The organism is Pantoea sp. nfd-35, assembly GCF_056892255.1.
Map to the genome: position 1 here is coordinate 1,034,937 of NZ_CP122403.1, position 19,929 is coordinate 1,054,865.

At 51.5% G+C, this 19,929-nt stretch carries 19 protein-coding genes, 4 tRNA genes and 1 other annotated feature (1 of these 24 cut by a window edge); of the genes, 19 read left to right on the forward strand and 4 right to left on the reverse strand.

What is annotated here, in order from left to right; all coding sequences use genetic code 11:
- The first annotated feature begins 88 nt into the window (after positions 1-88).
- From P9J57_RS04950 to luxS, 11 genes are all read left to right on the forward strand, one after another.
- A complete protein-coding gene (locus tag P9J57_RS04950; RefSeq protein ID WP_014594422.1) occupies positions 89-601 on the forward strand; it encodes a regulatory protein RecX in 513 nt (170 codons plus the stop codon).
- Positions 602-732: 131 nt separating this feature from the next.
- On the forward strand, positions 733-3,360 hold the full coding sequence (alaS, locus tag P9J57_RS04955; RefSeq protein WP_072138251.1) for an alanine--tRNA ligase: 2,628 nt from the start codon (positions 733-735) through the stop codon (positions 3,358-3,360).
- Between the two features lie 250 nt (positions 3,361-3,610).
- Entirely contained in the window at positions 3,611-3,796 is a 186-nt protein-coding gene (csrA, locus tag P9J57_RS04960; protein ID WP_006120718.1) for a carbon storage regulator CsrA, read from the forward strand.
- A 283-nt stretch (positions 3,797-4,079) separates the two neighbouring features.
- Positions 4,080-4,172 (forward strand) — tRNA-Ser (locus P9J57_RS04965).
- Between the two features lie 8 nt (positions 4,173-4,180).
- Positions 4,181-4,257: transfer RNA gene (locus P9J57_RS04970), tRNA-Arg, on the forward strand.
- Positions 4,258-4,391: 134 nt separating this feature from the next.
- Positions 4,392-4,468 (forward strand) — tRNA-Arg (locus P9J57_RS04975).
- Between the two features lie 189 nt (positions 4,469-4,657).
- Positions 4,658-4,734 (forward strand) — tRNA-Arg (locus tag P9J57_RS04980).
- A gap of 734 nt (positions 4,735-5,468) precedes the next feature.
- Positions 5,469-6,035 carry a fructose-1-phosphate/6-phosphogluconate phosphatase gene (gene yqaB / locus P9J57_RS04985; RefSeq protein ID WP_024471530.1) on the forward strand — a complete coding sequence of 189 codons (567 nt, stop codon included), beginning with the start codon at positions 5,469-5,471 and terminating at the stop codon, positions 6,033-6,035.
- Entirely contained in the window at positions 6,032-6,460 is a 429-nt protein-coding gene (locus P9J57_RS04990; protein ID WP_072137114.1) for a YqaA family protein, read from the forward strand. Before yqaB ends, P9J57_RS04990 begins: the two co-directional genes overlap by 4 nt.
- 31 nt (positions 6,461-6,491) lie before the next feature.
- Positions 6,492-8,096, forward strand: a complete 1,605-nt coding sequence (gene gshA, locus P9J57_RS04995; RefSeq protein WP_110015379.1) for a glutamate--cysteine ligase — start codon at positions 6,492-6,494, stop codon at positions 8,094-8,096.
- A gap of 151 nt (positions 8,097-8,247) precedes the next feature.
- Positions 8,248-8,763: an S-ribosylhomocysteine lyase gene (gene luxS / locus P9J57_RS05000; RefSeq protein WP_013026899.1), complete on the forward strand. Its 516-nt coding sequence runs from the start codon at positions 8,248-8,250 to the stop codon at positions 8,761-8,763.
- Between the two features lie 181 nt (positions 8,764-8,944).
- Here the strand turns inward: luxS and P9J57_RS05005 are convergent, their stop codons facing one another.
- Together P9J57_RS05005 and P9J57_RS05010 are read right to left on the reverse strand one after the other, a co-directional pair.
- The gene (locus P9J57_RS05005; protein WP_013026898.1) at positions 8,945-10,231 is read right to left on the reverse strand and encodes an HlyC/CorC family transporter; all 1,287 of its coding nucleotides are present in this window, start codon (positions 10,229-10,231) and stop codon (positions 8,945-8,947) included.
- 17 nt (positions 10,232-10,248) lie between these two features.
- The gene (locus tag P9J57_RS05010; protein WP_013026897.1) at positions 10,249-11,046 is read right to left on the reverse strand and encodes a cytochrome C assembly family protein; all 798 of its coding nucleotides are present in this window, start codon (positions 11,044-11,046) and stop codon (positions 10,249-10,251) included.
- Positions 11,047-11,235: 189 nt separating this feature from the next.
- On the opposite strand from P9J57_RS05010, the gene ffh reads away from it, so the two are divergent.
- From ffh to P9J57_RS05040, 6 genes are all read left to right on the forward strand, one after another.
- On the forward strand, positions 11,236-12,597 hold the full coding sequence (gene ffh / locus P9J57_RS05015) for a signal recognition particle protein (RefSeq protein ID WP_013026896.1): 1,362 nt from the start codon (positions 11,236-11,238) through the stop codon (positions 12,595-12,597).
- A 142-nt stretch (positions 12,598-12,739) separates the two neighbouring features.
- On the forward strand, positions 12,740-12,988 hold the full coding sequence (gene rpsP, locus P9J57_RS05020; protein WP_007893313.1) for a 30S ribosomal protein S16: 249 nt from the start codon (positions 12,740-12,742) through the stop codon (positions 12,986-12,988).
- 18 nt (positions 12,989-13,006) lie between these two features.
- A complete protein-coding gene (gene rimM, locus P9J57_RS05025; RefSeq protein ID WP_014594416.1) occupies positions 13,007-13,555 on the forward strand; it encodes a ribosome maturation factor RimM in 549 nt (182 codons plus the stop codon).
- 35 nt (positions 13,556-13,590) lie between these two features.
- A complete protein-coding gene (trmD, locus tag P9J57_RS05030) occupies positions 13,591-14,352 on the forward strand; it encodes a tRNA (guanosine(37)-N1)-methyltransferase TrmD (protein WP_019104713.1) in 762 nt (253 codons plus the stop codon).
- Between the two features lie 42 nt (positions 14,353-14,394).
- Positions 14,395-14,742: a 50S ribosomal protein L19 gene (gene rplS / locus P9J57_RS05035; RefSeq protein ID WP_013026892.1), complete on the forward strand. Its 348-nt coding sequence runs from the start codon at positions 14,395-14,397 to the stop codon at positions 14,740-14,742.
- 295 nt (positions 14,743-15,037) lie between these two features.
- Positions 15,038-15,592, forward strand: a complete 555-nt coding sequence (locus P9J57_RS05040) for a hypothetical protein (protein WP_019104712.1) — start codon at positions 15,038-15,040, stop codon at positions 15,590-15,592.
- An 18-nt stretch (positions 15,593-15,610) separates the two neighbouring features.
- Here the strand turns inward: P9J57_RS05040 and P9J57_RS05045 are convergent, their stop codons facing one another.
- Entirely contained in the window at positions 15,611-16,141 is a 531-nt protein-coding gene (locus P9J57_RS05045; protein WP_014594414.1) for a GNAT family N-acetyltransferase, read from the reverse strand.
- A 284-nt stretch (positions 16,142-16,425) separates the two neighbouring features.
- Here P9J57_RS05045 and P9J57_RS05050 point away from each other — a divergent pair, with 284 nt between their 5' ends.
- A complete protein-coding gene (locus P9J57_RS05050) occupies positions 16,426-17,505 on the forward strand; it encodes a 3-deoxy-7-phosphoheptulonate synthase (RefSeq protein WP_483279407.1) in 1,080 nt (359 codons plus the stop codon).
- A gap of 6 nt (positions 17,506-17,511) precedes the next feature.
- Positions 17,512-18,633: a bifunctional chorismate mutase/prephenate dehydrogenase gene (gene tyrA / locus P9J57_RS05055; RefSeq protein WP_105080805.1), complete on the forward strand. Its 1,122-nt coding sequence runs from the start codon at positions 17,512-17,514 to the stop codon at positions 18,631-18,633.
- Between the two features lie 36 nt (positions 18,634-18,669).
- Here the strand turns inward: tyrA and pheA are convergent, their stop codons facing one another.
- Positions 18,670-19,833, reverse strand: coding sequence for a bifunctional chorismate mutase/prephenate dehydratase (gene pheA, locus P9J57_RS05060; RefSeq protein ID WP_194761696.1), 1,164 nt, complete (start codon positions 19,831-19,833; stop codon positions 18,670-18,672).
- A 22-nt stretch (positions 19,834-19,855) separates the two neighbouring features.
- Positions 19,856-19,929, reverse strand: a sequence feature (Phe leader region); it runs 50 nt beyond the window's last position.

Below are 19,929 nucleotides of genomic sequence, written 5' to 3' on the forward strand. Positions count from 1 at the left end.
GCTCCTGTTTTACATTAACGCCTCACGTGCCTTTCCTCTGTTCCTGTCTCCCGCCATACTCTCCCTCCGTTCGTAAAAGGTGCGCAGTATGTCTGAACAATCTCAGCCACAAGTCATCTCATTTTCACGCCTGCTGGATCGTGCGATGCGCCTGCTGGGCCAGCGTGACCACAGCCGCGAAGAGCTTAAACAAAAGCTCCAGCTGTCCGCTCAGCGTAGCGCGTGGATGAAACAAAAAGATCCTGAAATCATTACGCCCGAGCTAATGGAAAAGGTGCTGAACTGGTGTGGTGAAAACGGCTGGTTAAATGACGAGCGCTTTACCGCACGATTTATTCAGAGCCGAAGCCGCAAGGGATTTGGTTCACAGCGTATCAGGCTGGAGCTGGCACAAAAGGGCATCAGCCGTGATGCGATCGATCTCGCCATGGAAGAAACCGATATTGACTGGTCGGCCTGTGCGGCTGAACTCGCCGAGAAAAAATTTGGTCACCCATTGCCGACAGAATGGAAAGAAAAAGCCAAAGTGCAGCGCTTTTTGCATGCCAAAGGCTTTCTGAGCGAGGATATTCAGCAGGTTTTCAGAAATTTTGATGACTAAAAGTCGATGTGATTTTACTTCCCTCCGAAGAATATTTATCTTACCCCTTTTGGTTCCTTATGCTTGCTGCCGTAACGATGCGGTACGCCTGATAAAGAAGGACCTTTCGTTAGCGTGATTCCAGGATATATATGAGCAAGAGCACTGCTGAGATCCGTCAAGCGTTTCTCGACTTTTTCAATAGTAAGGGACATCAGGTTGTAGCAAGCAGCTCCCTGGTACCAAACAACGATCCGACGTTGCTGTTTACCAACGCCGGAATGAACCAGTTCAAAGATGTGTTTCTGGGTCAGGAAAAGCGTGACTACACGCGAGCAACGACGTCACAACGCTGCGTACGTGCCGGCGGGAAACACAACGATCTTGAAAACGTCGGTTATACCGCACGTCACCACACCTTTTTTGAAATGCTGGGCAATTTCAGCTTTGGCGACTACTTCAAAAAAGAAGCTATTGCGTTTGCCTGGGAACTGCTGACCGGCGAGCAGTGGTTTAAGCTGCCCAAAGAGCGCCTGTGGGTCACCGTGTATGAAACCGATGACGAAGCTTACGATATCTGGGCCAACGATATTGGCGTTCCCCGTGAGCGTATTATCCGTATCGGTGATAACAAGGGCAGCGCCTACGCGTCAGATAACTTCTGGCAGATGGGTGATACCGGGCCTTGCGGTCCCTGCAGCGAAATTTTCTACGATCACGGCGACCATATCTGGGGCGGACCACCGGGCAGCCCTGAAGAGGATGGCGATCGCTATATTGAGATCTGGAACATCGTCTTTATGCAGTTTAACCGTCAGGCGGATGGCACGATGTTGCCATTACCTAAGCCCTCTGTGGATACCGGGATGGGGTTGGAACGCATCACTGCGGTTCTGCAGCATGTTAATTCAAACTATGAAATCGACCTGTTCCAGACGTTGATTGAAGCGGTTGCGAAGGTCACCGGTGCGACCGATCTGAATAATAAATCCCTGCGCGTTATTGCCGATCACATTCGTTCCTGCGCCTTCCTGATTGCCGATGGCGTCATTCCGTCGAATGAAAACCGTGGCTATGTCCTGCGTCGCATCATTCGCCGCGCCGTACGTCACGGCAATATGCTGGGTGCTAAAGACGCATTCTTCTACAAGCTGGTTGCACCACTGATTCAGGTTATGGGCGCGGCAGGCGATGAGTTACAGCGTCAGCAGGCACAGGTTGAGAACGTTCTGAAAAGTGAAGAAGAGCAATTTGCTAAAACGCTTGAACGTGGCCTGGCACTTCTGGACGAGGAACTGGCAAAACTGCAGGGTGATACACTGGATGGCGAAACCGTCTTCCGCTTATACGATACCTTCGGATTCCCTGCCGATTTAACGGCTGACGTTTGCCGTGAACGTAACCTCAAAATCGATGAAGCCGGTTTTGAAAAGGCGATGGAACAGCAGCGTCAGCGCGCACGTGAAGCCAGCGGCTTCGGCGCAGACTACAGCAATGTGATTCGTATCGACGCGGCTTCCTCGTTTAAAGGCTATGAGCAGTTGGATCTGACGGCGACCGTCAAGGCGCTGTTCGTGAACGGTGAAGCCGTTGACGCCCTGTCTGCCGGTCAGGACGCGGTGATTGTGCTGGATGAAACGCCATTTTATGGCGAGTCTGGCGGTCAGGTAGGCGACACTGGCGAGCTGAAAGGCAATAACGCGCTGTTTAGCGTACAGGATACGCAAAAATATGGTCAGGCGATTGGTCATATTGGCAAACTCAGCAGCGGACAATTACGTGTTGGCGATCGTCTTGAGGCGGTGGTTGATGAGGCGCGCAGGGCTCGTATTCGTCTGAATCACTCCGCAACGCATCTGTTGCATGCTGCATTGCGTCAGGTTTTAGGTGAACATGTTGCTCAGAAGGGCTCGTTGGTTAACGACAAATATTTGCGTTTTGACTTCTCACATTTTGAGGCCATGAAACCTCAGGAGATTCGTCAGGTCGAAGATATTGTTAACGCACAGATCCGTCGCAATTTGCCTGTTGAAACCCGTGTCATGGATCTTGAGGCGGCGAAAGCCAAAGGCGCGATGGCCCTGTTCGGTGAAAAATACGATCAGCAGGTTCGCGTTCTGACCATGGGGGATTTCTCGGTTGAGCTGTGTGGCGGAACGCACGCTGCGCGAACCGGTGATATCGGCCTGTTCCGCATTCAGGCCGAGTCCGGTACTGCCGCAGGGATTCGCCGTATTGAGGCGATCACAGGCGAGGCGGCTTTGGCACAGGTTTATGCGCAGAGTAGCCAGCTACAGGATATTGCCCAACTGGTGAAAGCCAACAGCAGTAACCTGAATGAAAAAGTGCGCGGGCTGGTTGATCATCTGCGTTCGCTGGAGAAAGAGTTGCAGCAGTTACGCGATCAGCAGGCGGCGCAGGAAAGTGCGCAGCTGGGCAATCATGCGGTCGACGTCAAAGGCGTTAAGCTGCTGGTGACTGAGCTCAGCAACACCGATCCGAAAATGCTGAGGACCATGGTGGATGATCTGAAAAACCAGCTGGGCTCGGCGATTATCGTGCTGGCTACGGTAGCAGATGGCAAAGTGTCACTGATTGCTGGCGTAACGAAAGATTTAACCGACCGTGTTAAGGCTGGGGAACTCATCGCCGAACTTGCGCCTAAAGTGGGTGGTAAGGGCGGTGGCAGACCTGACATGGCGCAGGCAGGTGGCAGTGATGCTACTGCACTGAAAGGTGCGCTGGCAGGTGTTGAAGGATGGGTTTCGAGCCGTCTGTAATGAAATAAAATAATTCATCGTAGCAAGCGCCAGAACTGATGTTCCGGCGCTTTTTAATACGATGTTAAATTTGCTAGTGACAAAGTCGGGTTGATGTAGCGTATTTCGGCTAAACTATTTATCAGCAGAATGTATTGGCGCGTTGATGTGCAATGGTGTATTTCTCATAGCCTGTGTACAGCGTTAAGTGATGGATAACGCCGGGAAGCTTTATCAAGCCCGACTCTTTTAATCTTTCAAGGAGCAAAGAATGCTTATTCTAACTCGTCGAGTTGGTGAAACCCTCATGATCGGTGATGAGGTGACTGTAACGGTACTGGGCGTCAAAGGTAACCAGGTCCGCATTGGTGTTAACGCACCAAAAGAAGTGTCTGTGCATCGCGAAGAGATTTATCAGCGCATCCAGGCCGAAAAAACGCAACAAACCAACGTTTGACAGATTCAGCGTCTCGCACCTGTGCGAGACGCTACCCTTTGTTCCCACCGTCTCGCTTTTTCTTTTTCCTCGTTATCTACCCTTTTTGTTAACTTCATCATCTTTGATTGTTGATTATTCACTCTTTTTGCGGTCATTTTGTCCCAATTGCCTGTCATTTGTGCAAACGGAAAAAACCTTCCGAAAAATTGTTTGACTTATAAGTGCGGGAAAGTAATATGTGCGCCACGCAGTGCCGATGAGCAGAAACAAGTTCAGAAGCGCAGTTCGGAAGAACGCGTAAGGTGAGGTGGCCGAGAGGCTGAAGGCGCTCCCCTGCTAAGGGAGTATACGGTCAAAAGCTGTATCGAGGGTTCGAATCCCTCCCTCACCGCCATTTCCGATGCATCCGTAGCTCAGCTGGATAGAGTACTCGGCTACGAACCGAGCGGTCGGAGGTTCGAATCCTCCCGGATGCACCATATCGTTGAATATGGATATGTTGATGTCAGGCGAAGCGCCGCAGAAAACATTGTCGGAACAGAGTTGTAAAGTGAACTAGCAATTCCTTCATGGTGAGTCGTTAGCACCCTGCGTTGTACAAGAATTTCATAATGCATCCGTAGCTCAGCTGGATAGAGTACTCGGCTACGAACCGAGCGGTCGGAGGTTCGAATCCTCCCGGATGCACCATACTTTTCGGTATGGACGTGTATTCCTGGTCTGTAAGGCATCGTCGATTTGTCAGGCAGAGCCAGAGAGGATAACGTTGCTTCAGCAACGGCCCGAAGGGCGAGGCGTCAGCCGAATAATCCTCCCGGATGCACCATTCTTCGTATTACCCCCAGGTTGATTTCTGCCAGTCCATAAAAGATTATCTATGCATCCGTAGCTCAGCTGGATAGAGTACTCGGCTACGAACCGAGCGGTCGGAGGTTCGAATCCTCCCGGATGCACCATATTCTGTAGTGCTAAAGCGAAACCTCTCTGTCATGGTCCGGTGTCATCACAGCGAACACCAGGGAGGATAACGTTGCTTCAGCAACGGCCCGAAGGGCGAGGCGTCAGCCGAGTCATCCTCCCGGATGCACCATATTCTGTAGTGCTCAAGTGAAACCTCTCTGTCATGGTCCGGTGTCATCACAGCGAACACCAGGGAGGATAACGTTGCTTCAGCAACGGCCTGAAGGGCAAGGCGTCAGCCGAGTCACTGTCTTGCGAATCTTCTGGCCGAAATCCCCAGCATATGACCTGTGAAGCCATCGTGTTATCAGGCGCAGGACAACACTGTTCGTTCTCTCTGTTTACTCAGACGATCTGAGAACGCCTCACCTGAATGCCCTCAAACCTCACCTGTGTCGCGCAAGCTTCGGTTTATGCGGCCTGAACGCGTCCGGGCTTTAAGGCGTGAGCGTAGTCGCGATCTTGTGCCAGAATCACATTGATTGTGGTGATACATTTTCTGCTGAACATTGTTAATCCTTGATAACATTCCTGGCATAGCGCTTACCTTCTGCATCGCTGCTAAAATCACAGGGAATTCGCGACCTTACAGGCTTTCCAACCCGATCACCTTTATCTGAAAACTAAAATAGCTAATGCTTTCAAAGCATTTGCTGTTCATCCCGCCTGGCGACAACCTACGCACATTCAGCTAAAGTAATGGCTCATTTGTTGGAGGTCCTCAGTGACAATCTACGATCAATACGACGCCCTGATTTTCGATATGGACGGTACTATTCTTGATACTGAACCGACACATCGAAAAGCGTGGCGTCAGGTGCTGTCACGCTATGGCCTGGCGTTCGATGAAGCGCGCGTAACGGCGTTCAACGGTGCGCCCTCATGGCAACTGGCGAAGTTCATTATTGAAACCAATAATTCAGATCGCGATCCTTATTTGCTCGCCGCTGAAAAAACAGCAGCGGTAAAAGCGATGCTGCTGGATAACGTGCAGCCGCTTCCGCTCATGGAGGTCGTCAAGGCGTACTATGGTCGCCGCCCTTTGGCTGTGGGTACAGGCAGTGAGCACGCTATGGCTGATGCGCTGCTCAGCCAGTTGGGTGTCAGAGATCTCTTTTCTGCTGTGGTGGGGGCCGACGACGTGCAGCGTCACAAGCCTGAGCCCGATACCTTTCTACGCTGTGCTGCGCTGATGGGCATCGCGCCAGAGCGCTGTGTGGTGTTCGAAGACGCTGATTTTGGCGTGCAGGCAGCGAAGGCCGCAGGGATGGCCGTGGTTGATGTTCGCCTGCTGTGAGCGAAACACTGGCTTATGTGTCTTTATTGAGTAGCAGCTTTCTCAGTGCGACGTTACTTCCGGGTAGCTCAGAGGCGCTGTTAGTTGCACTACTGATCGCGAAAAGCGCATCAGTCTATGGGTTGATTTTAGTCGCATCGTTAGGGAATACCCTGGGTGGCTTGACCAACATAATTTTGGGTCGCTTATTGCCGTTAAAACGTCAGGGGCGATGGCATGAGACAGCGATGACGTGGTTGCAACGGCTGGGGCCGGCAGCACTGTTGTTTAGTTGGCTACCGATTGTAGGCGATCTGCTCTGCGTTCTTGCAGGTTGGTTACGCTTTGGCTGGTTGCCCTCAATACTGTTTCTGGCTATCGGTAAAACGCTGCGTTATATCGTTATTGCGACCGCCACATTACAGGGCATGGAATGGTGGCATTGATTCGTACTGATTCGGGGCTAGGGTTAACACTATGCTGAACAAAAATAAATTATTCACACAGCGGGAGGTTAATGTGATCCCCGACGTATCAAAAGCGTTATCCTGGCTGGAAGCGCATCCTGATGCACTTAAAGGCATTGGCCGTGGCATTGAACGTGAAACGCTGCGTGTGCAGCCAGATGGTCATCTTGCGACGACCGCGCATCCAGAGTCACTGGGGTCGGCGCTTAAGCATGACTGGATCACCACCGACTTTGCTGAAACGCTGCTGGAGTTCATTACCCCGGTTGATCACAGCATCGATCACATGCTGGCGTTTTTGCGTGACGTTCATCGTCATGTTGCCCGCGAACTCGGTGAAGAGCGCATGTGGCCTTTCAGCATGCCTTGCCTGATTGAAGATGCGGATAAAATTACGCTGGCACAATACGGCAAATCCAATATCGGTCGTATGAAAACCCTTTACCGTCAGGGATTAAAGAACCGCTATGGTGCGTTGATGCAAACCATCTCCGGTATCCATTACAACTTCTCGCTGCCGTTGTCCTTCTGGCAGGCCTGGGCGGACGTAAAAGATTATGAAAGCGGTAAAGAAACCATTTCTGCCGGTTATCTGCGGCTGATCCGCAACTACTATCGTTTTGGCTGGATCATCCCTTATCTGTTTGGCGCATCGCCTGCAATTTGTTCCAGTTTCCTGCAGGGCGGCGAGAGCGCACTGCCGTTTGACACCGATAATAAAGGTACGCTCTGGCTCCCCTATGCCACTTCGCTGCGTCTGAGTGACCTGGGCTATACCAATAAGTCTCAGAGCTCGCTGGGTATTACCTTTAACTCTCTTGAGGGTTATGTCAGCGCCTTGAAAAAAGCGATTAAAACGCCTTCTGAAGACTTCGTGAAGATGGGCACGCGGGATGCAGACGGAAACTGGTTGCAGCTGAACACCAACGTCCTGCAGATTGAGAATGAGCTCTATGCGCCGATTCGTCCCAAGCGCGTTACCCGATCCGGTGAAGCGCCTTCCGATGCCCTGCAACGTGGCGGCATCGAGTACATCGAAGTGCGCTCAATGGACATTAACCCTTTCTCGCCCATCGGGGTGGATGAAAACCAGGTGCGGTTCCTGGATCTGTTCCTGATTTGGTGCACGCTGGCAGATGCGCCAGAGATGAGTTCTGATGAATTGCAGTGCAGTCGGCAGAACTGGAATCGCGTGGTGCTGGAAGGGCGCAAACCCGATCTGAAAATTGCAGTCGGCTGCGGTGAAGCAGAGTATTCACTGGTCGAGGTCGGCAAGACACTGTTTGCTGATTTGCGCCGCGTTGCGGAAGCGCTGGACAGCAATCAAGGCACAACAGAATATCAGCAAGTCTGTGACGAACTGGTAGCATCCTTCGACGATCCTGAGCTAACCTATTCGGCGCGTATTCTTAAAGCCATGAAAGAAAGCGGCGTGACGGGAACGGGCATCGCTCTGGCAGAGCAGTATCAGCAGTTGCTGGTTAACGAGCAACTGGAAGTGCTCAAGCCGGAAGACTTTGCGCGTCAGGCACAGGCGTCCGTTGCCGCGCAGCAGCAGCTTGAAGCGAATGATACGTTAGATTTTGAAACCTATCTGGCTGGCCGGGAAGGGTAGAAAAGAAAAAGGCCACATCAATGTGGCCAAATTAACATCTCTGTTGTCAGGGATGGATGATAACAAATGCGCGTCTTTCATATATTCAGACGCTGGGCGATCGGAAAAGTTTCATCGTTCTCAAAAAATTTTTCAGACCAAGAGGTGACGTATGCCATTACTGGATAGTTTTACTGTTGATCACACCATCATGGCCGCGCCCGCAGTGCGTGTAGCAAAAACCATGAAGACTCCCCATGGCGATACGATTACTGTTTTTGACCTGCGTTTTTGTCGCCCCAATATCGACATTCTGACTGAACGTGGGATCCACACGCTTGAGCATTTGTTTGCGGGCTTTATGCGTAACCATCTCAACGGTAACGGCGTAGAGATTGTTGATATTTCACCTATGGGTTGCCGCACAGGCTTCTACATGAGCCTGATTGGTACACCAGACGAGCAACGTGTGGCACAAGCCTGGAAAGGCGCGATGGAAGACGTGCTGAAGGTGAAAGATCAGAACCAGATTCCAGAGCTGAACGAATATCAGTGTGGCAGCTATAAACTGCATTCTCTGGATGAAGCTCAGCAAATTGCCCGCAACGTGCTGGCGCAGGAGATCGGTGTTAACCACAATGACGATCTGAAACTGCCTGCCGAAAAACTGAAAGAGCTGCACATCTAGTCAGTTAGGTTAGTCCGGACAGTAAAACGCCGCACATGAGCGGCGTTTTTTATAACAGCGCCTGCATGACGACGGCGGGCTTTTCAAAAACCTGCGGGTCAGGCGAAAAAAACCGCCTTGCAATGAACTGCACCCAAAAAGTTGGACACCCAACTGAGTAAGGTGCAGTTTTTTATGAGCATCAGGATCCTACGGATTGCTTGAGCGGTGTCTGTGGTGTGATGCGAACCTGCTTAATCATATTGTCCTGCACATCCAGAATATCAACATCATAGTGATTCACCTGAACGCGCGTGTTCACTGTTGGAATCTCTTCCAGTGCTTCCAGTAACATACCGTTGATGGTACGCGCTTCCTGCTCAGGCAGTTGCCAGTTGAAGGCTTTATTGATCTCACGAATATTCGCGCTACCTTCAATCAGTACGGAGCCATCATTTTGCGGCATCACTTCTTCAGCCAGCGACGGAGACATTGAGGTCGTGAAATCACCCACAATCTCCTCCAGAATGTCCTCTATCGAAATCAGGCCTTTGATATCGCCGTACTCATCCACGACCAGACCGGTCTTTTTCTTGTTGCGCTGAAATTTCACCAACTGAACGTTGAGCGGCGTGCCTTCGGGAATGTAGTAGATCTCATCGGCGGCACGCAGCAGCATCTCTTTCGTAAACTCTTTTTTCTCGGTCATCATGCGCCAGGCTTCGCGCACCCGCAGCATCCCTACACAATCATCCAGCGAATCACGGAACAGGACAATGCGACCGTGCGGTGAATGGCTTAACTGACGGATGACTGATTTCCAGTCATCGTTGATGTTAATACCAACAATCTCGTTACGCGGCACCATAATGTCGTCCACACTGACCTTTTCAAGGTCCAGTACAGATAACAACATATCCTGATTGCGGCGCGACATGTGCGTACGCGATTCGTAAACGATGGTACGCAACTCTTCTTTACTGAGCGCTGAACTAATCGCACCATCCGCCCGGATGCCCACCAGTCGCATCAGCAGTCGGGTAATGGTGTTAAGCAACCACACCAGGGGCAGCATGATGTATTGCAGCGGACCGAGCAGAAAGCTACTAGGGTAAGCGACTTTTTCTGGATAAAGTGCAGCAACCGTTTTGGGCAGCACTTCTGCAAACACCAGTACAACAAATGTCAGGATACCGGTCGCGATCGCGACACCGGCATCGCCATACAAACGCATCCCTACGATAGTACCAATGGCGGACGCCAGAATATTGACCAGGTTATTACCGATAAGGACCAGGCTGATGAGGCGATCCGGGCGCTTTAACAATTTTTCGACGCGGCGGGCTGCGCGATGGCCATGTTTAGCCTGATGGCGCAGTTTATAACGATTGAGCGTCATCATGCCGGTTTCAGAGCCTGAAAAATAGGCTGAAACCAACACCATAATGATGAGTGTGACAATCAACGTCGTGGTCGAAACATGTTCCACCGCAAAACTTCCTTTTATTAAGAACTGTGAATGAGCAGGTGTTGCAGTACGCGACTGCCAAAGTACGCCATCGTGAGCAGCGCTGCGCCGCCGCAGTTAAACCACACTACGCGGCGACCACGCCAGCCTTCATGATAGTGGCCCCAGAGCAGAACGATGTAGACAAACCAGGCAATAATCGATAGCACGGCCTTATCTACGTTTTCGGCGCTGAACAGGTCATGCATATAAAACAGGCCGGTACACAGCACCAGCGTCAGTAACACAACGCCAACCTGGGTGATGTGAAACATTTTACGTTCAATGGTCAGCAGCGGTGGCATGTCCTGAGTGAAAGCCAGTTTTTTGTTCTTAAGCTGGTAATCAATCCACGCAAGCTGCAACGCGTACAACGCCGCGATGATGAGCGTTGCATAGGCAAACAGCGACAGCCCGATATGAATCATAATGCCGGGCGTGGTTTCAAGGTGCGTAATAAACGCATTCGGGACAAAAGTGGCAAAGGCCAGGTTAATTAATGCAAAGCTGTAAACAATCGGCAGCAGTAGCCAGCCACGATTTCGGGAGGCAACAATGGTCATGATTGCACAAATCAGCAGGCTGACCAGAGAGCCGATATTCAACAGGCTGAGATTTTGCCCGCCATCAACGGCAAAGATACGCTGCTGCAGGGCGACAGCGTGCGTGACTAACGCCACACAGGCCGACAGCACAGCTAACCTGCGCCAGCCGCTTTGACGCTTCAACAGGCTTGGGATGATGAGTGCAAGGCTCAGGGAGTAGGCGAACAGCGCCACAATCGCGAAAACGGACATAGTTCCTTTCAGGCATCAGTCAGATAAAGGAAAAGGGCAGTATAGCGCCAGCCGCAGCAGGCTCCAAACGATCTAAGGTGGAATTGAAGAGGAACTGAGGTGGAAGTGAAGAGATCGCCTCGGCTTCGTGTTATAATCCGCCGCATTCTGCCGGTATGGTGCCTCGCGATTTTTTTTAAGTGAGAGACAATGTTTGACAATTTAACCGATCGTTTGTCGCAAACTCTGCGCAATATCAGCGGCCGCGGAAGGCTGACTGAAGACAACATTAAAGATACGCTGCGCGAAGTGCGCATGGCGCTGCTGGAAGCTGACGTTGCGCTGCCGGTGGTGCGTGACTTCATTAATCGCGTCAAAGAGAGCGCGGTAGGCCACGACGTCAACAAAAGCCTGACGCCGGGCCAGGAATTTATCAAAATTGTCCGTAACGAACTGGTTACGGCGATGGGCGCAGAAAACAACGCGCTGGATCTTGCCGCACAGCCGCCGGCCGTTGTGCTGATGGCCGGTCTGCAGGGGGCGGGTAAAACCACCAGTGTCGGTAAGCTGGGTAAATTTCTGCGTGAAAAGCACAAGAAAAAAGTGCTGGTGGTATCTGCTGACGTTTATCGCCCGGCGGCGATCAAACAGCTTGAGACACTGGCACAGCAGGTCGGTGTGGATTTTTGCCCCTCGGATCTGAGCCAGAAGCCCGTTGATATCGTCAACAACGCGCTGCGTGAAGCCAAACTCAAGTTTTATGACGTATTGCTGGTCGATACCGCGGGTCGTCTGCACGTAGACGAAGCGATGATGGACGAGATTAAACAGGTTCACGCCGCAATTAATCCGGTAGAAACCCTGTTTGTCGTGGATGCCATGACCGGTCAGGATGCGGCAAATACCGCCAAAGCCTTTAATGAAGCGCTGCCGCTGACAGGGGTTATTCTGACGAAGGTGGATGGCGATGCACGCGGTGGTGCTGCCCTGTCGATTCGCCATATCACCGGCAAGCCGATCAAATTTATGGGGATGGGCGAGAAGACCGATGCGCTGGAAGCCTTTTATCCTGACCGCATTGCCTCGCGTATTCTTGGCATGGGCGACGTGCTGTCGCTTATTGAAGATATCGAAAGTAAAGTTGACCGCGCGCAAGCGGAAAAACTGGCGAAGAAACTGAAAACCGGCGACGGTTTTGATCTCAATGACTTCCTTGAGCAGTTAAAGCAGATGCGTAACATGGGCGGTATGGCGAGCCTGATGGGCAAGCTGCCGGGCATGGGGCAACTGCCAGACAACGTGAAATCGCAGATGGATGACAAAGTGCTGGTGCGCATGGAAGCCATCATCAATTCGATGACACGCAAAGAGCGTGAAAAACCAGAAATTATCAAAGGTTCGCGCAAGCGCCGCATCGCTACCGGCTCGGGCATGCAGGTGCAGGACGTTAACCGCTTATTGAAGCAGTTCGACGACATGCAGCGGATGATGAAGAAAATGAAGAAGGGCGGAATGGCGAAAATGATGCGCGGCATGAAAGGTATGATGCCGCCAGGTTTCCCAGGACGCTAATGGGTTCCACAAAAAAGCCTGGGATTACTCGGTTTAGGTTGCTTTTTGCGCCAAAATGAGTAAAATTTTCGGGCTTTTTATACAGCACCCGGACCCCGTTCCTCGATGGGGGCCGGGTGTTTTATTAACTGAAGAGGATGTTATGGTAACAATTCGTTTGGCACGTCACGGCGCTAAAAAGCGTCCGTTCTATCAGGTCGTCGTCACTGACAGCCGCAATGCACGCAACGGTCGCTTCATCGAGCGCGTAGGTTTCTTCAACCCGATCGCATCTGGTCAGGCAGAAGGTCTGCGTCTGGATCTGGATCGTATCGAGCACTGGGTTGGCCAGGGCGCAACGCTTTCTGATCGCGTTAACGCGCTGATCAAAGAAGCAAAGAAAGCAGCTTAATCTGTCACGGTGGTGAGCATGAGCAGACAACTTGCCGCACAGGCACCTGTTAACCCGATTGTTTTGGGGAAAATGGGTGCGGCATACGGCATTCGCGGCTGGCTCAAAGTGTTTTCCTCCACTGAAGACGCTGAAAGCATCTTTGACTACCAACCCTGGTTTATCCAGCGCGCCGGTAAATGGCAGCAGGTGGAACTGGATGGTTGGAAGCACCACAATCAGGACCTGATCATCAAAGTCAAAGGCATTGACGATCGGGATGCGGCGGCACAGTTGACCAATTGCGAAATTCAGGTCGACTCGACGCAGCTGCCTGCGCTGGATAACGGTGAGTACTACTGGAAAGACCTGATGGGTTGCAAGGTAGTCAACGTTGAAGGCTACGAACTGGGTAAAGTCGTCGATATGATGGAAACCGGTTCGAACGACGTTCTCGTCGTGAAGGCAAACCTGAAAGATGCGTTTGGTGTACAGGAGCGGTTAATTCCGTTTCTTGATGAACAGGTTATCAAGAAAGTCGATCTCTCTACTGGCCTTATTGAAGTAGATTGGGATCCTGGTTTTTGATCTCCGAATCAAACGGTAACGTAACGGCGAAGACAATGTGGATTGGTGTAATTAGCCTGTTTCCAGAAATGTTTCGCGCTATTACCGATTACGGGGTAACTGGCCGGGCAGTAAAAAATGGCCTGCTCAGCGTTCAAAGCTGGAGTCCACGTGACTTCACGCACGACCGGCACCGTACTGTGGACGATCGTCCTTATGGTGGCGGACCGGGAATGCTGATGATGGTACAACCTTTACGGGATGCCATCTCCGCAGCGAAAGCAGCGGCGGGAGAGGGTGCCAGGGTGATATATCTTTCACCTCAGGGCCGCAAACTTGACCAACAGGGCGTTTGCGAACTGGCATCACGAGACAAGCTCATCCTTGTCTGTGGTCGCTATGAAGGGATTGATGAGCGCGTAATCCAGACCGAAATTGATGAAGAATGGTCAATCGGTGATTACGTTCTCAGCGGCGGGGAACTGCCAGCAATGACGATGATTGACGCGGTTGCCCGGTTCATTCCGGGAGTACTCGGCAAACAGGCGTCAGCCGATGAGGATTCGTTCTCTGACGGATTGCTGGATTGTCCGCACTATACCCGACCTGAAGTGTTAGAAGGGATGGACGTTCCGCCAGTTTTGCTGTCGGGCAACCATGCCGATATTCGCCAGTGGCGCCTGAAACAGTCGCTAGGCCGTACCTGGCTAAGAAGACCTGAACTTCTGGAAAACCTGGCTCTGACTGAAGAGCAAGCAAGGTTGCTTAAGGCGTTCCAACAGGAACACCAGCAACAAAACGATGATGCGGAAGAGTGATCTTCCCTGACTATCAGTTTACCCAGGATAAGAGATTTAATTATGAGCAACATTATCAAGCAAATTGAACAAGAGCAGATGAAACAGGACGTACCTTCCTTCCGTCCGGGTGATACCGTGGAAGTGAAAGTATGGGTCGTTGAAGGTTCTAAAAAACGTCTGCAGGCATTCGAGGGCGTGGTTATCGCTATTCGTAACCGCGGTCTGCACTCTGCATTCACTGTTCGCAAAATTTCTAACGGCGAAGGCGTTGAGCGTGTCTTCCAGACTCACTCTCCGGTAATTGACAGCATCGCTGTTAAACGTCGTGGCGCTGTGCGTAAAGCCAAACTGTACTACCTGCGTGAGCGTACTGGTAAGTCTGCTCGTATCAAAGAGCGTCTTAACTAAGGTATCGCTAACGCGACATCTAAAAGTTAATAGCAAACAAGGGGTTGGCAATGTGCCAGCCCCTTTTTTATGCCAGTGCCTACAAAATGCCTACGCCGAATGTTTGCCGTCATCTGCAGGCAAAGTGTGCCAGACCAAAGCGCTGTCTCACATAAAGGAAAACCTGTCGGAACAGAACAGGTATCTTTGCGATGCTGTGCATGCCAACCGCCGGGATGCTGCGTAACGCAATCTGCTCGTCATCGGACACAACCGATTATTCTCTTATTCAATCTCATTGCCCTAAGGACAGGTTTTGAAAGACGTCGTTTTTTTAGTTTCCGGCTTTATATTTTCGCTCGCCTCATTCTATTCAGCCCGATATGCACTTGAAGGCAACAAGCATAAGTGGCTTTGCCGCTGCCTGACCGCAGTCTGGGTAAGCATGGGATTCGTGTTGTTTCCCCTTTTTCTTGCGCTGGGGTTGTATGGTCCGGCCCTTATCTTTGTGGCGGCTAACGTGATCCTTGTTTGGGCAGGCCGCGAACACAAAAAGGAACTGGCACGTAAGAACAAAACGTCCACGGCGGTGACGGCGCATGTGCCCCTGGTCGAGGTTGATATGCCCTGGCTGAGTCTAAAAGAGATCGGCTTCAGCTATTTTGACTACGAGGGTAAGGTGGCTTACCGGCGCGTGGATGTGGAGTCCTGCGATGGGATGTTTATCAAAGGCTATTGTCATTTCCACAGAGAGATGCGCGCATTCGAACTGGTCCGGATCGAATCCGGCATTATCATTCTGCGTAATACCGGGAAAACCATAGACGTTAACAGCTGGCTTGTCGCTTATGTTGAGGCCTACGACCGCTGAGTACGATCTCATGCCTTTTCATGAGGGGCGCTGGAAATGATAGATCGCCGCGTTGACCGGCCCGCTGTCTAAAACAATTAAACCATAACGGTAATCGATAAAGCGCCCGCCACTCTTTTCCGCTACACGTCTGCTGGCGAAGTTATTCTCCACCGCCAGCAGTTCTATTGTCTGTACATCCGGGCGCGCAAAGCCAAATTCCAGTAACAGCTTTACCGCTTGCGTGGCAACACCCTGACATTGCGCGTCACTGCGAACCCAGTACCCCAAAGCGCAAAACTCTCCCGGTTTTTTAGCAAAGCGAAAGCCTGCACCACCTAACAGGCGGTTCTGGGCATCCACGATGGCAAATTCTTCTGCTTCTTTAAGTGCGCGTTGTAAGTGTGTAAAGCGAATCCAGCTTTCGGCTTCATCCGGCTGATAATCCGGATGCGCCCAACTCATCCAGGGCAATAACGTATCCAAAGAGTCATTAACGGCTACGGTGAAGGCCTCAATATCGCTTAGATCAAAAGGACGCAGGCGAATGGCTGCGGTGGTCTGGGTCATGTTTTCGTCCTTGTCAGTTAACGTATCAATATTAACAGGGGGATTTCGGTGGTGGAACAGATGCTATGTATATTTATGTTTACACAATGACAGCCTGACTGATTGTGTTTTTATTTTTTAATTCATTGATATTAAATATATTTTATTGATATTTTCAGGTGTTTTATTTTTGATGGTAAATAAAGTGTACATAAGGGATTGTCGAGTGTACTCATTATGATACAGTTTCATCTCTCCTCCATGAGGATCCCGTGACCGCATAAATGAGTGTAAAGGACAGGACGATGCAAAAAGACGCGTTAAACAATGTTCATATCGCCAATGAGCAGGTGTTGATTACTCCCGAAGAGCTTAAAACGAAATTCCCGTTGAGCAATGCGCAGCAGGCGCAAATCGCCGCCTCGCGCCAGACGATTGCGGATATCATTGCAGGCCGTGATTCCCGCCTGTTAGTGGTTTGTGGCCCATGCTCAATTCACGATACAGAAGCGGCTCTGGATTATGCGCGTCGTCTGCAAAGCCTCTCTGAGCAGGTGAAAGATCGACTGTACCTTGTTATGCGCGTCTACTTTGAGAAACCCCGCACGACCGTTGGCTGGAAGGGGTTAATTAACGATCCTTACATGGATAACTCATTTGATATGGAAGCGGGTTTGCACATTGCCCGTGAGTTGCTGGTGAATCTTGTCGATATGGGCTTGCCGTTAGCGACGGAAGCGCTGGATCCAAACAGCCCGCAATATTTGGGCGATCTTTTTAGCTGGTCGGCGATTGGCGCACGCACGACGGAATCACAAACCCACCGTGAAATGGCTTCAGGCCTGTCAATGCCGGTGGGCTTTAAAAACGGTACCGACGGCAGCCTGGGGACGGCGATAAATGCCATGCGCGCGGCGGCAATGCCTCATCGGTTTGTGGGTATCAATCAGTCAGGCCAGGTTTGCCTGTTGCAAACACAGGGAAATCCTGACGGGCACGTTATTTTACGCGGCGGCAAAGCACCAAACTACAGTCCGGAAGACGTGGCACAATGTGAAACGGCCATGCTTAAAGCGGGACTCCGCCCGGCCTTAATGATAGATTGCAGCCACGGTAACTCTGATAAAGACTACCGCCGTCAGCCTGGCGTCGCGCAGTCGGCCATCGATCAGATCAAGAAAGGCAACCGTTCGATTATTGGCCTGATGCTGGAAAGCCACATTAGCGAAGGCAATCAGTCTTCCGAGCAGCCGCGCAGTGAGATGAAGTACGGCGTCTCTGTTACCGATGCCTGCATCAACTGGAACGTCACCGAGGCGTTACTGCACGAAATGCATGATGAGCTAAACGAGGTTCTGTCGGCGCGTCTTTCACACGAGGTGTAGTGGGCAATGGTGGCTGAATTAACGGCATTACGCGAACAAATTGATAAGGTAGATAAAGCACTGCTGGATCTACTGGCAAAACGTCTGGAACTGGTAGCGGAAGTCGGCGAAGTTAAAAGCCGCCATGGTTTGCCAATCTATGTTCCGGAGCGGGAAGCTTCTATGCTGGCGTCCCGTCGCAAAGAGGCAGAAGCGCTGGGCGTGCCTGGCGATCTGATTGAAGACGTATTGCGCCGCGTCATGCGAGAATCCTATACCAGCGAAAATGATAAAGGGTTTAAAACCCTGCGTCCCGAGTTACGTCCGGTGGTGATCGTCGGCGGTAATGGCCAGATGGGACGCCTGTTTAATAAAATGCTGACGCTGTCAGGCTACCAGGTAAAAACGCTGGATAAAGATGACTGGGATCGGGCGGAAACGCTGTTCAGCGATGCCGGTATGGTGATCATCAGCGTGCCTATCCATCTGACCGAGCAGGTGATTCAACAACTCCCTGCGCTGCCGGATGACTGTATTCTGGTGGATCTGGCGTCCGTCAAGAATCGCCCCCTACAGGCGATGCTGGCGGCGCATCAGGGACCGGTACTCGGTCTGCATCCTATGTTCGGGCCGGACAGCGGCAGTCTTGCCAAGCAGGTTGTGGTCTGGTGCGATGGGCGGCAGCCGGAAGCCTATCAGTGGTTTCTGGAGCAGATACAGGTCTGGGGAGCGCGCCTGCATCGCATTGGGGCAGAAGAACACGATCAGAACATGGCATTTATCCAGGCGCTGCGCCATTTCGCGACTTTTGCTTATGGCCTTCACCTGGCTGAAGAGAATGTCAATCTTGATCAGCTCCTGGCTTTGTCCTCGCCCATTTACCGGCTTGAGCTGGCAATGGTGGGGCGCCTGTTTGCACAGGATCCGCAGCTGTACGCGGATATCATTATGTCGTCTGAAAATAACCTGAACCTTATCAAACGTTATTATCAGCGCTTTGGTGAAGCCATTGCCCTGCTGGAACAAGGTGATAAAAACGCCTTTATTGCCAGCTTCAACCGGGTAGAAGAGTGGTTTGGCGATCACGCCAAACGCTTTTTGGTTGAGAGCCGAAGCCTGCTGCGCTCGGCGAACGACAGCCGGCCATAAGCTAAAAAGGCATCCAGTTGGATGCCTTTTTACTGATTACTTGTCGGGTTCAACGGGAATAATATTTTCGCTGGGGTAACAGCCAAGTACTTTTAACGAACGCGTCATTGCCCTCAGCTCTTCTAATGCCTGCTGCATCTTTTGAGACTGCAGATTGCCCTGCACATCCAGATAAAACATCTCTTCCCACGGGTTACCGTTGATAGGCCGGGATTCCAGTTTGCTCATAATCAGGTTGTGCTGGCGCAAGACCAACAGTGCGTCAACCAGTGCACCCGCCTGCTGGCCGGTTGCCATGATCAGCGTCGTTTTCGCCGAAATCTGATCGGATACTTCGATGGGCTTACGGGCCAGGACAATAAAGCGTGTGTGATTCTGCTGTTGGTTGGCCAGATTACGCTCCAGCACCTGTAACTGATACAGTTCGCCACCGGCTTCGCTACCGATCGCCGCGACCTTAGGTGAGTTGAGCGCGGCCACTTTTTCCATGGCAGCGGCGGTGCTTTCGGTGTAGACAATCTTCCAGTGCGGGAAGCGGTTAATGAAGTGGCTGGTCTGCTGAAAAGGCTGCGGATGGCTGTAGACCGTTTCAATCTGTTCCAGGTCGCTCTGGCTACTGACCAACATGCAGTGCTCAATCGGAAGCGTCAGTTCCCCTACGATAGAGAGGTTGGTCTGTTGCAGCAGGTCGTACACATCGTTGATTGAACCGGAGCTGGTATTCTCGATCGGTAAGACGGCGTAATCCGCCGCGTTATTCTCCACCTGTTTGATAATGTCATGAAATTTCAGGCAACCGCATTCAACCATGTTACTGAAATGACGCGCGGCATACTGACGGGCAGCCAGATGAGAGTAAGAGCCTTTCGGGCCCAAGAAGGCGATGCGGGCCGCATGAGCATGCGTATGGTTGAGGTTTTTTTGCAGCAAGGCCTGCTGAGTCAGAACCGAATCTTCAATCACTAACTGAAACAGGCGGGTAATGTAGTGCGCATCCAACTGATGTTTTTTACCCAGTACGATGAGGTGCTCAATCAGTGCGCGTTCACGTTCGACGTCGCGGACAGGGCGGTGCGTTGCCAGCTTCGACTTTGCAACCTCCACAGCCAGCAAACGCCGTTCAGCAAGTAACGTCAGTAGTTTTTCATCAACGGCGCTGATTTTATCACGCAGTGCCAGAAGCGGATTGTCCGGGGTCATAAGGCTCACCTGTAAGCTATCCAATAAAAAAGCCTCCCGGTTGGGAGGCTTTGTTGTTCGTCTTCGCTTTCTTTTTACACGACGAATGGCCTCCCA

What these genes read in the sequence shown, in the direction of transcription:
- P9J57_RS05010 (WP_013026897.1), bottom strand. Translation starts at nt 11,046, where the DNA reads ATGTCCGTTTTCGCGATTGTGGCGCTGTTCGCCTACTCCCTGAGCCTT.
- luxS (WP_013026899.1), top strand. Translation starts at nt 8,248, where the DNA reads ATGCCATTACTGGATAGTTTTACTGTTGATCACACCATCATGGCCGCG.
- P9J57_RS05045 (WP_014594414.1), bottom strand. Translation starts at nt 16,141, where the DNA reads ATGACCCAGACCACCGCAGCCATTCGCCTGCGTCCTTTTGATCTAAGC.
- P9J57_RS05050 (WP_483279407.1), top strand. Translation starts at nt 16,426, where the DNA reads ATGCAAAAAGACGCGTTAAACAATGTTCATATCGCCAATGAGCAGGTG.
- alaS (WP_072138251.1), top strand. Translation starts at nt 733, where the DNA reads ATGAGCAAGAGCACTGCTGAGATCCGTCAAGCGTTTCTCGACTTTTTC.
- rplS (WP_013026892.1), top strand. Translation starts at nt 14,395, where the DNA reads ATGAGCAACATTATCAAGCAAATTGAACAAGAGCAGATGAAACAGGAC.
- tyrA (WP_105080805.1), top strand. Translation starts at nt 17,512, where the DNA reads ATGGTGGCTGAATTAACGGCATTACGCGAACAAATTGATAAGGTAGAT.
- P9J57_RS04950 (WP_014594422.1), top strand. Translation starts at nt 89, where the DNA reads ATGTCTGAACAATCTCAGCCACAAGTCATCTCATTTTCACGCCTGCTG.
- pheA (WP_194761696.1), bottom strand. Translation starts at nt 19,833, where the DNA reads ATGACCCCGGACAATCCGCTTCTGGCACTGCGTGATAAAATCAGCGCC.
- trmD (WP_019104713.1), top strand. Translation starts at nt 13,591, where the DNA reads ATGTGGATTGGTGTAATTAGCCTGTTTCCAGAAATGTTTCGCGCTATT.
- gshA (WP_110015379.1), top strand. Translation starts at nt 6,492, where the DNA reads ATGCTGAACAAAAATAAATTATTCACACAGCGGGAGGTTAATGTGATC.
- ffh (WP_013026896.1), top strand. Translation starts at nt 11,236, where the DNA reads ATGTTTGACAATTTAACCGATCGTTTGTCGCAAACTCTGCGCAATATC.
- rpsP (WP_007893313.1), top strand. Translation starts at nt 12,740, where the DNA reads ATGGTAACAATTCGTTTGGCACGTCACGGCGCTAAAAAGCGTCCGTTC.
- csrA (WP_006120718.1), top strand. Translation starts at nt 3,611, where the DNA reads ATGCTTATTCTAACTCGTCGAGTTGGTGAAACCCTCATGATCGGTGAT.
- rimM (WP_014594416.1), top strand. Translation starts at nt 13,007, where the DNA reads ATGAGCAGACAACTTGCCGCACAGGCACCTGTTAACCCGATTGTTTTG.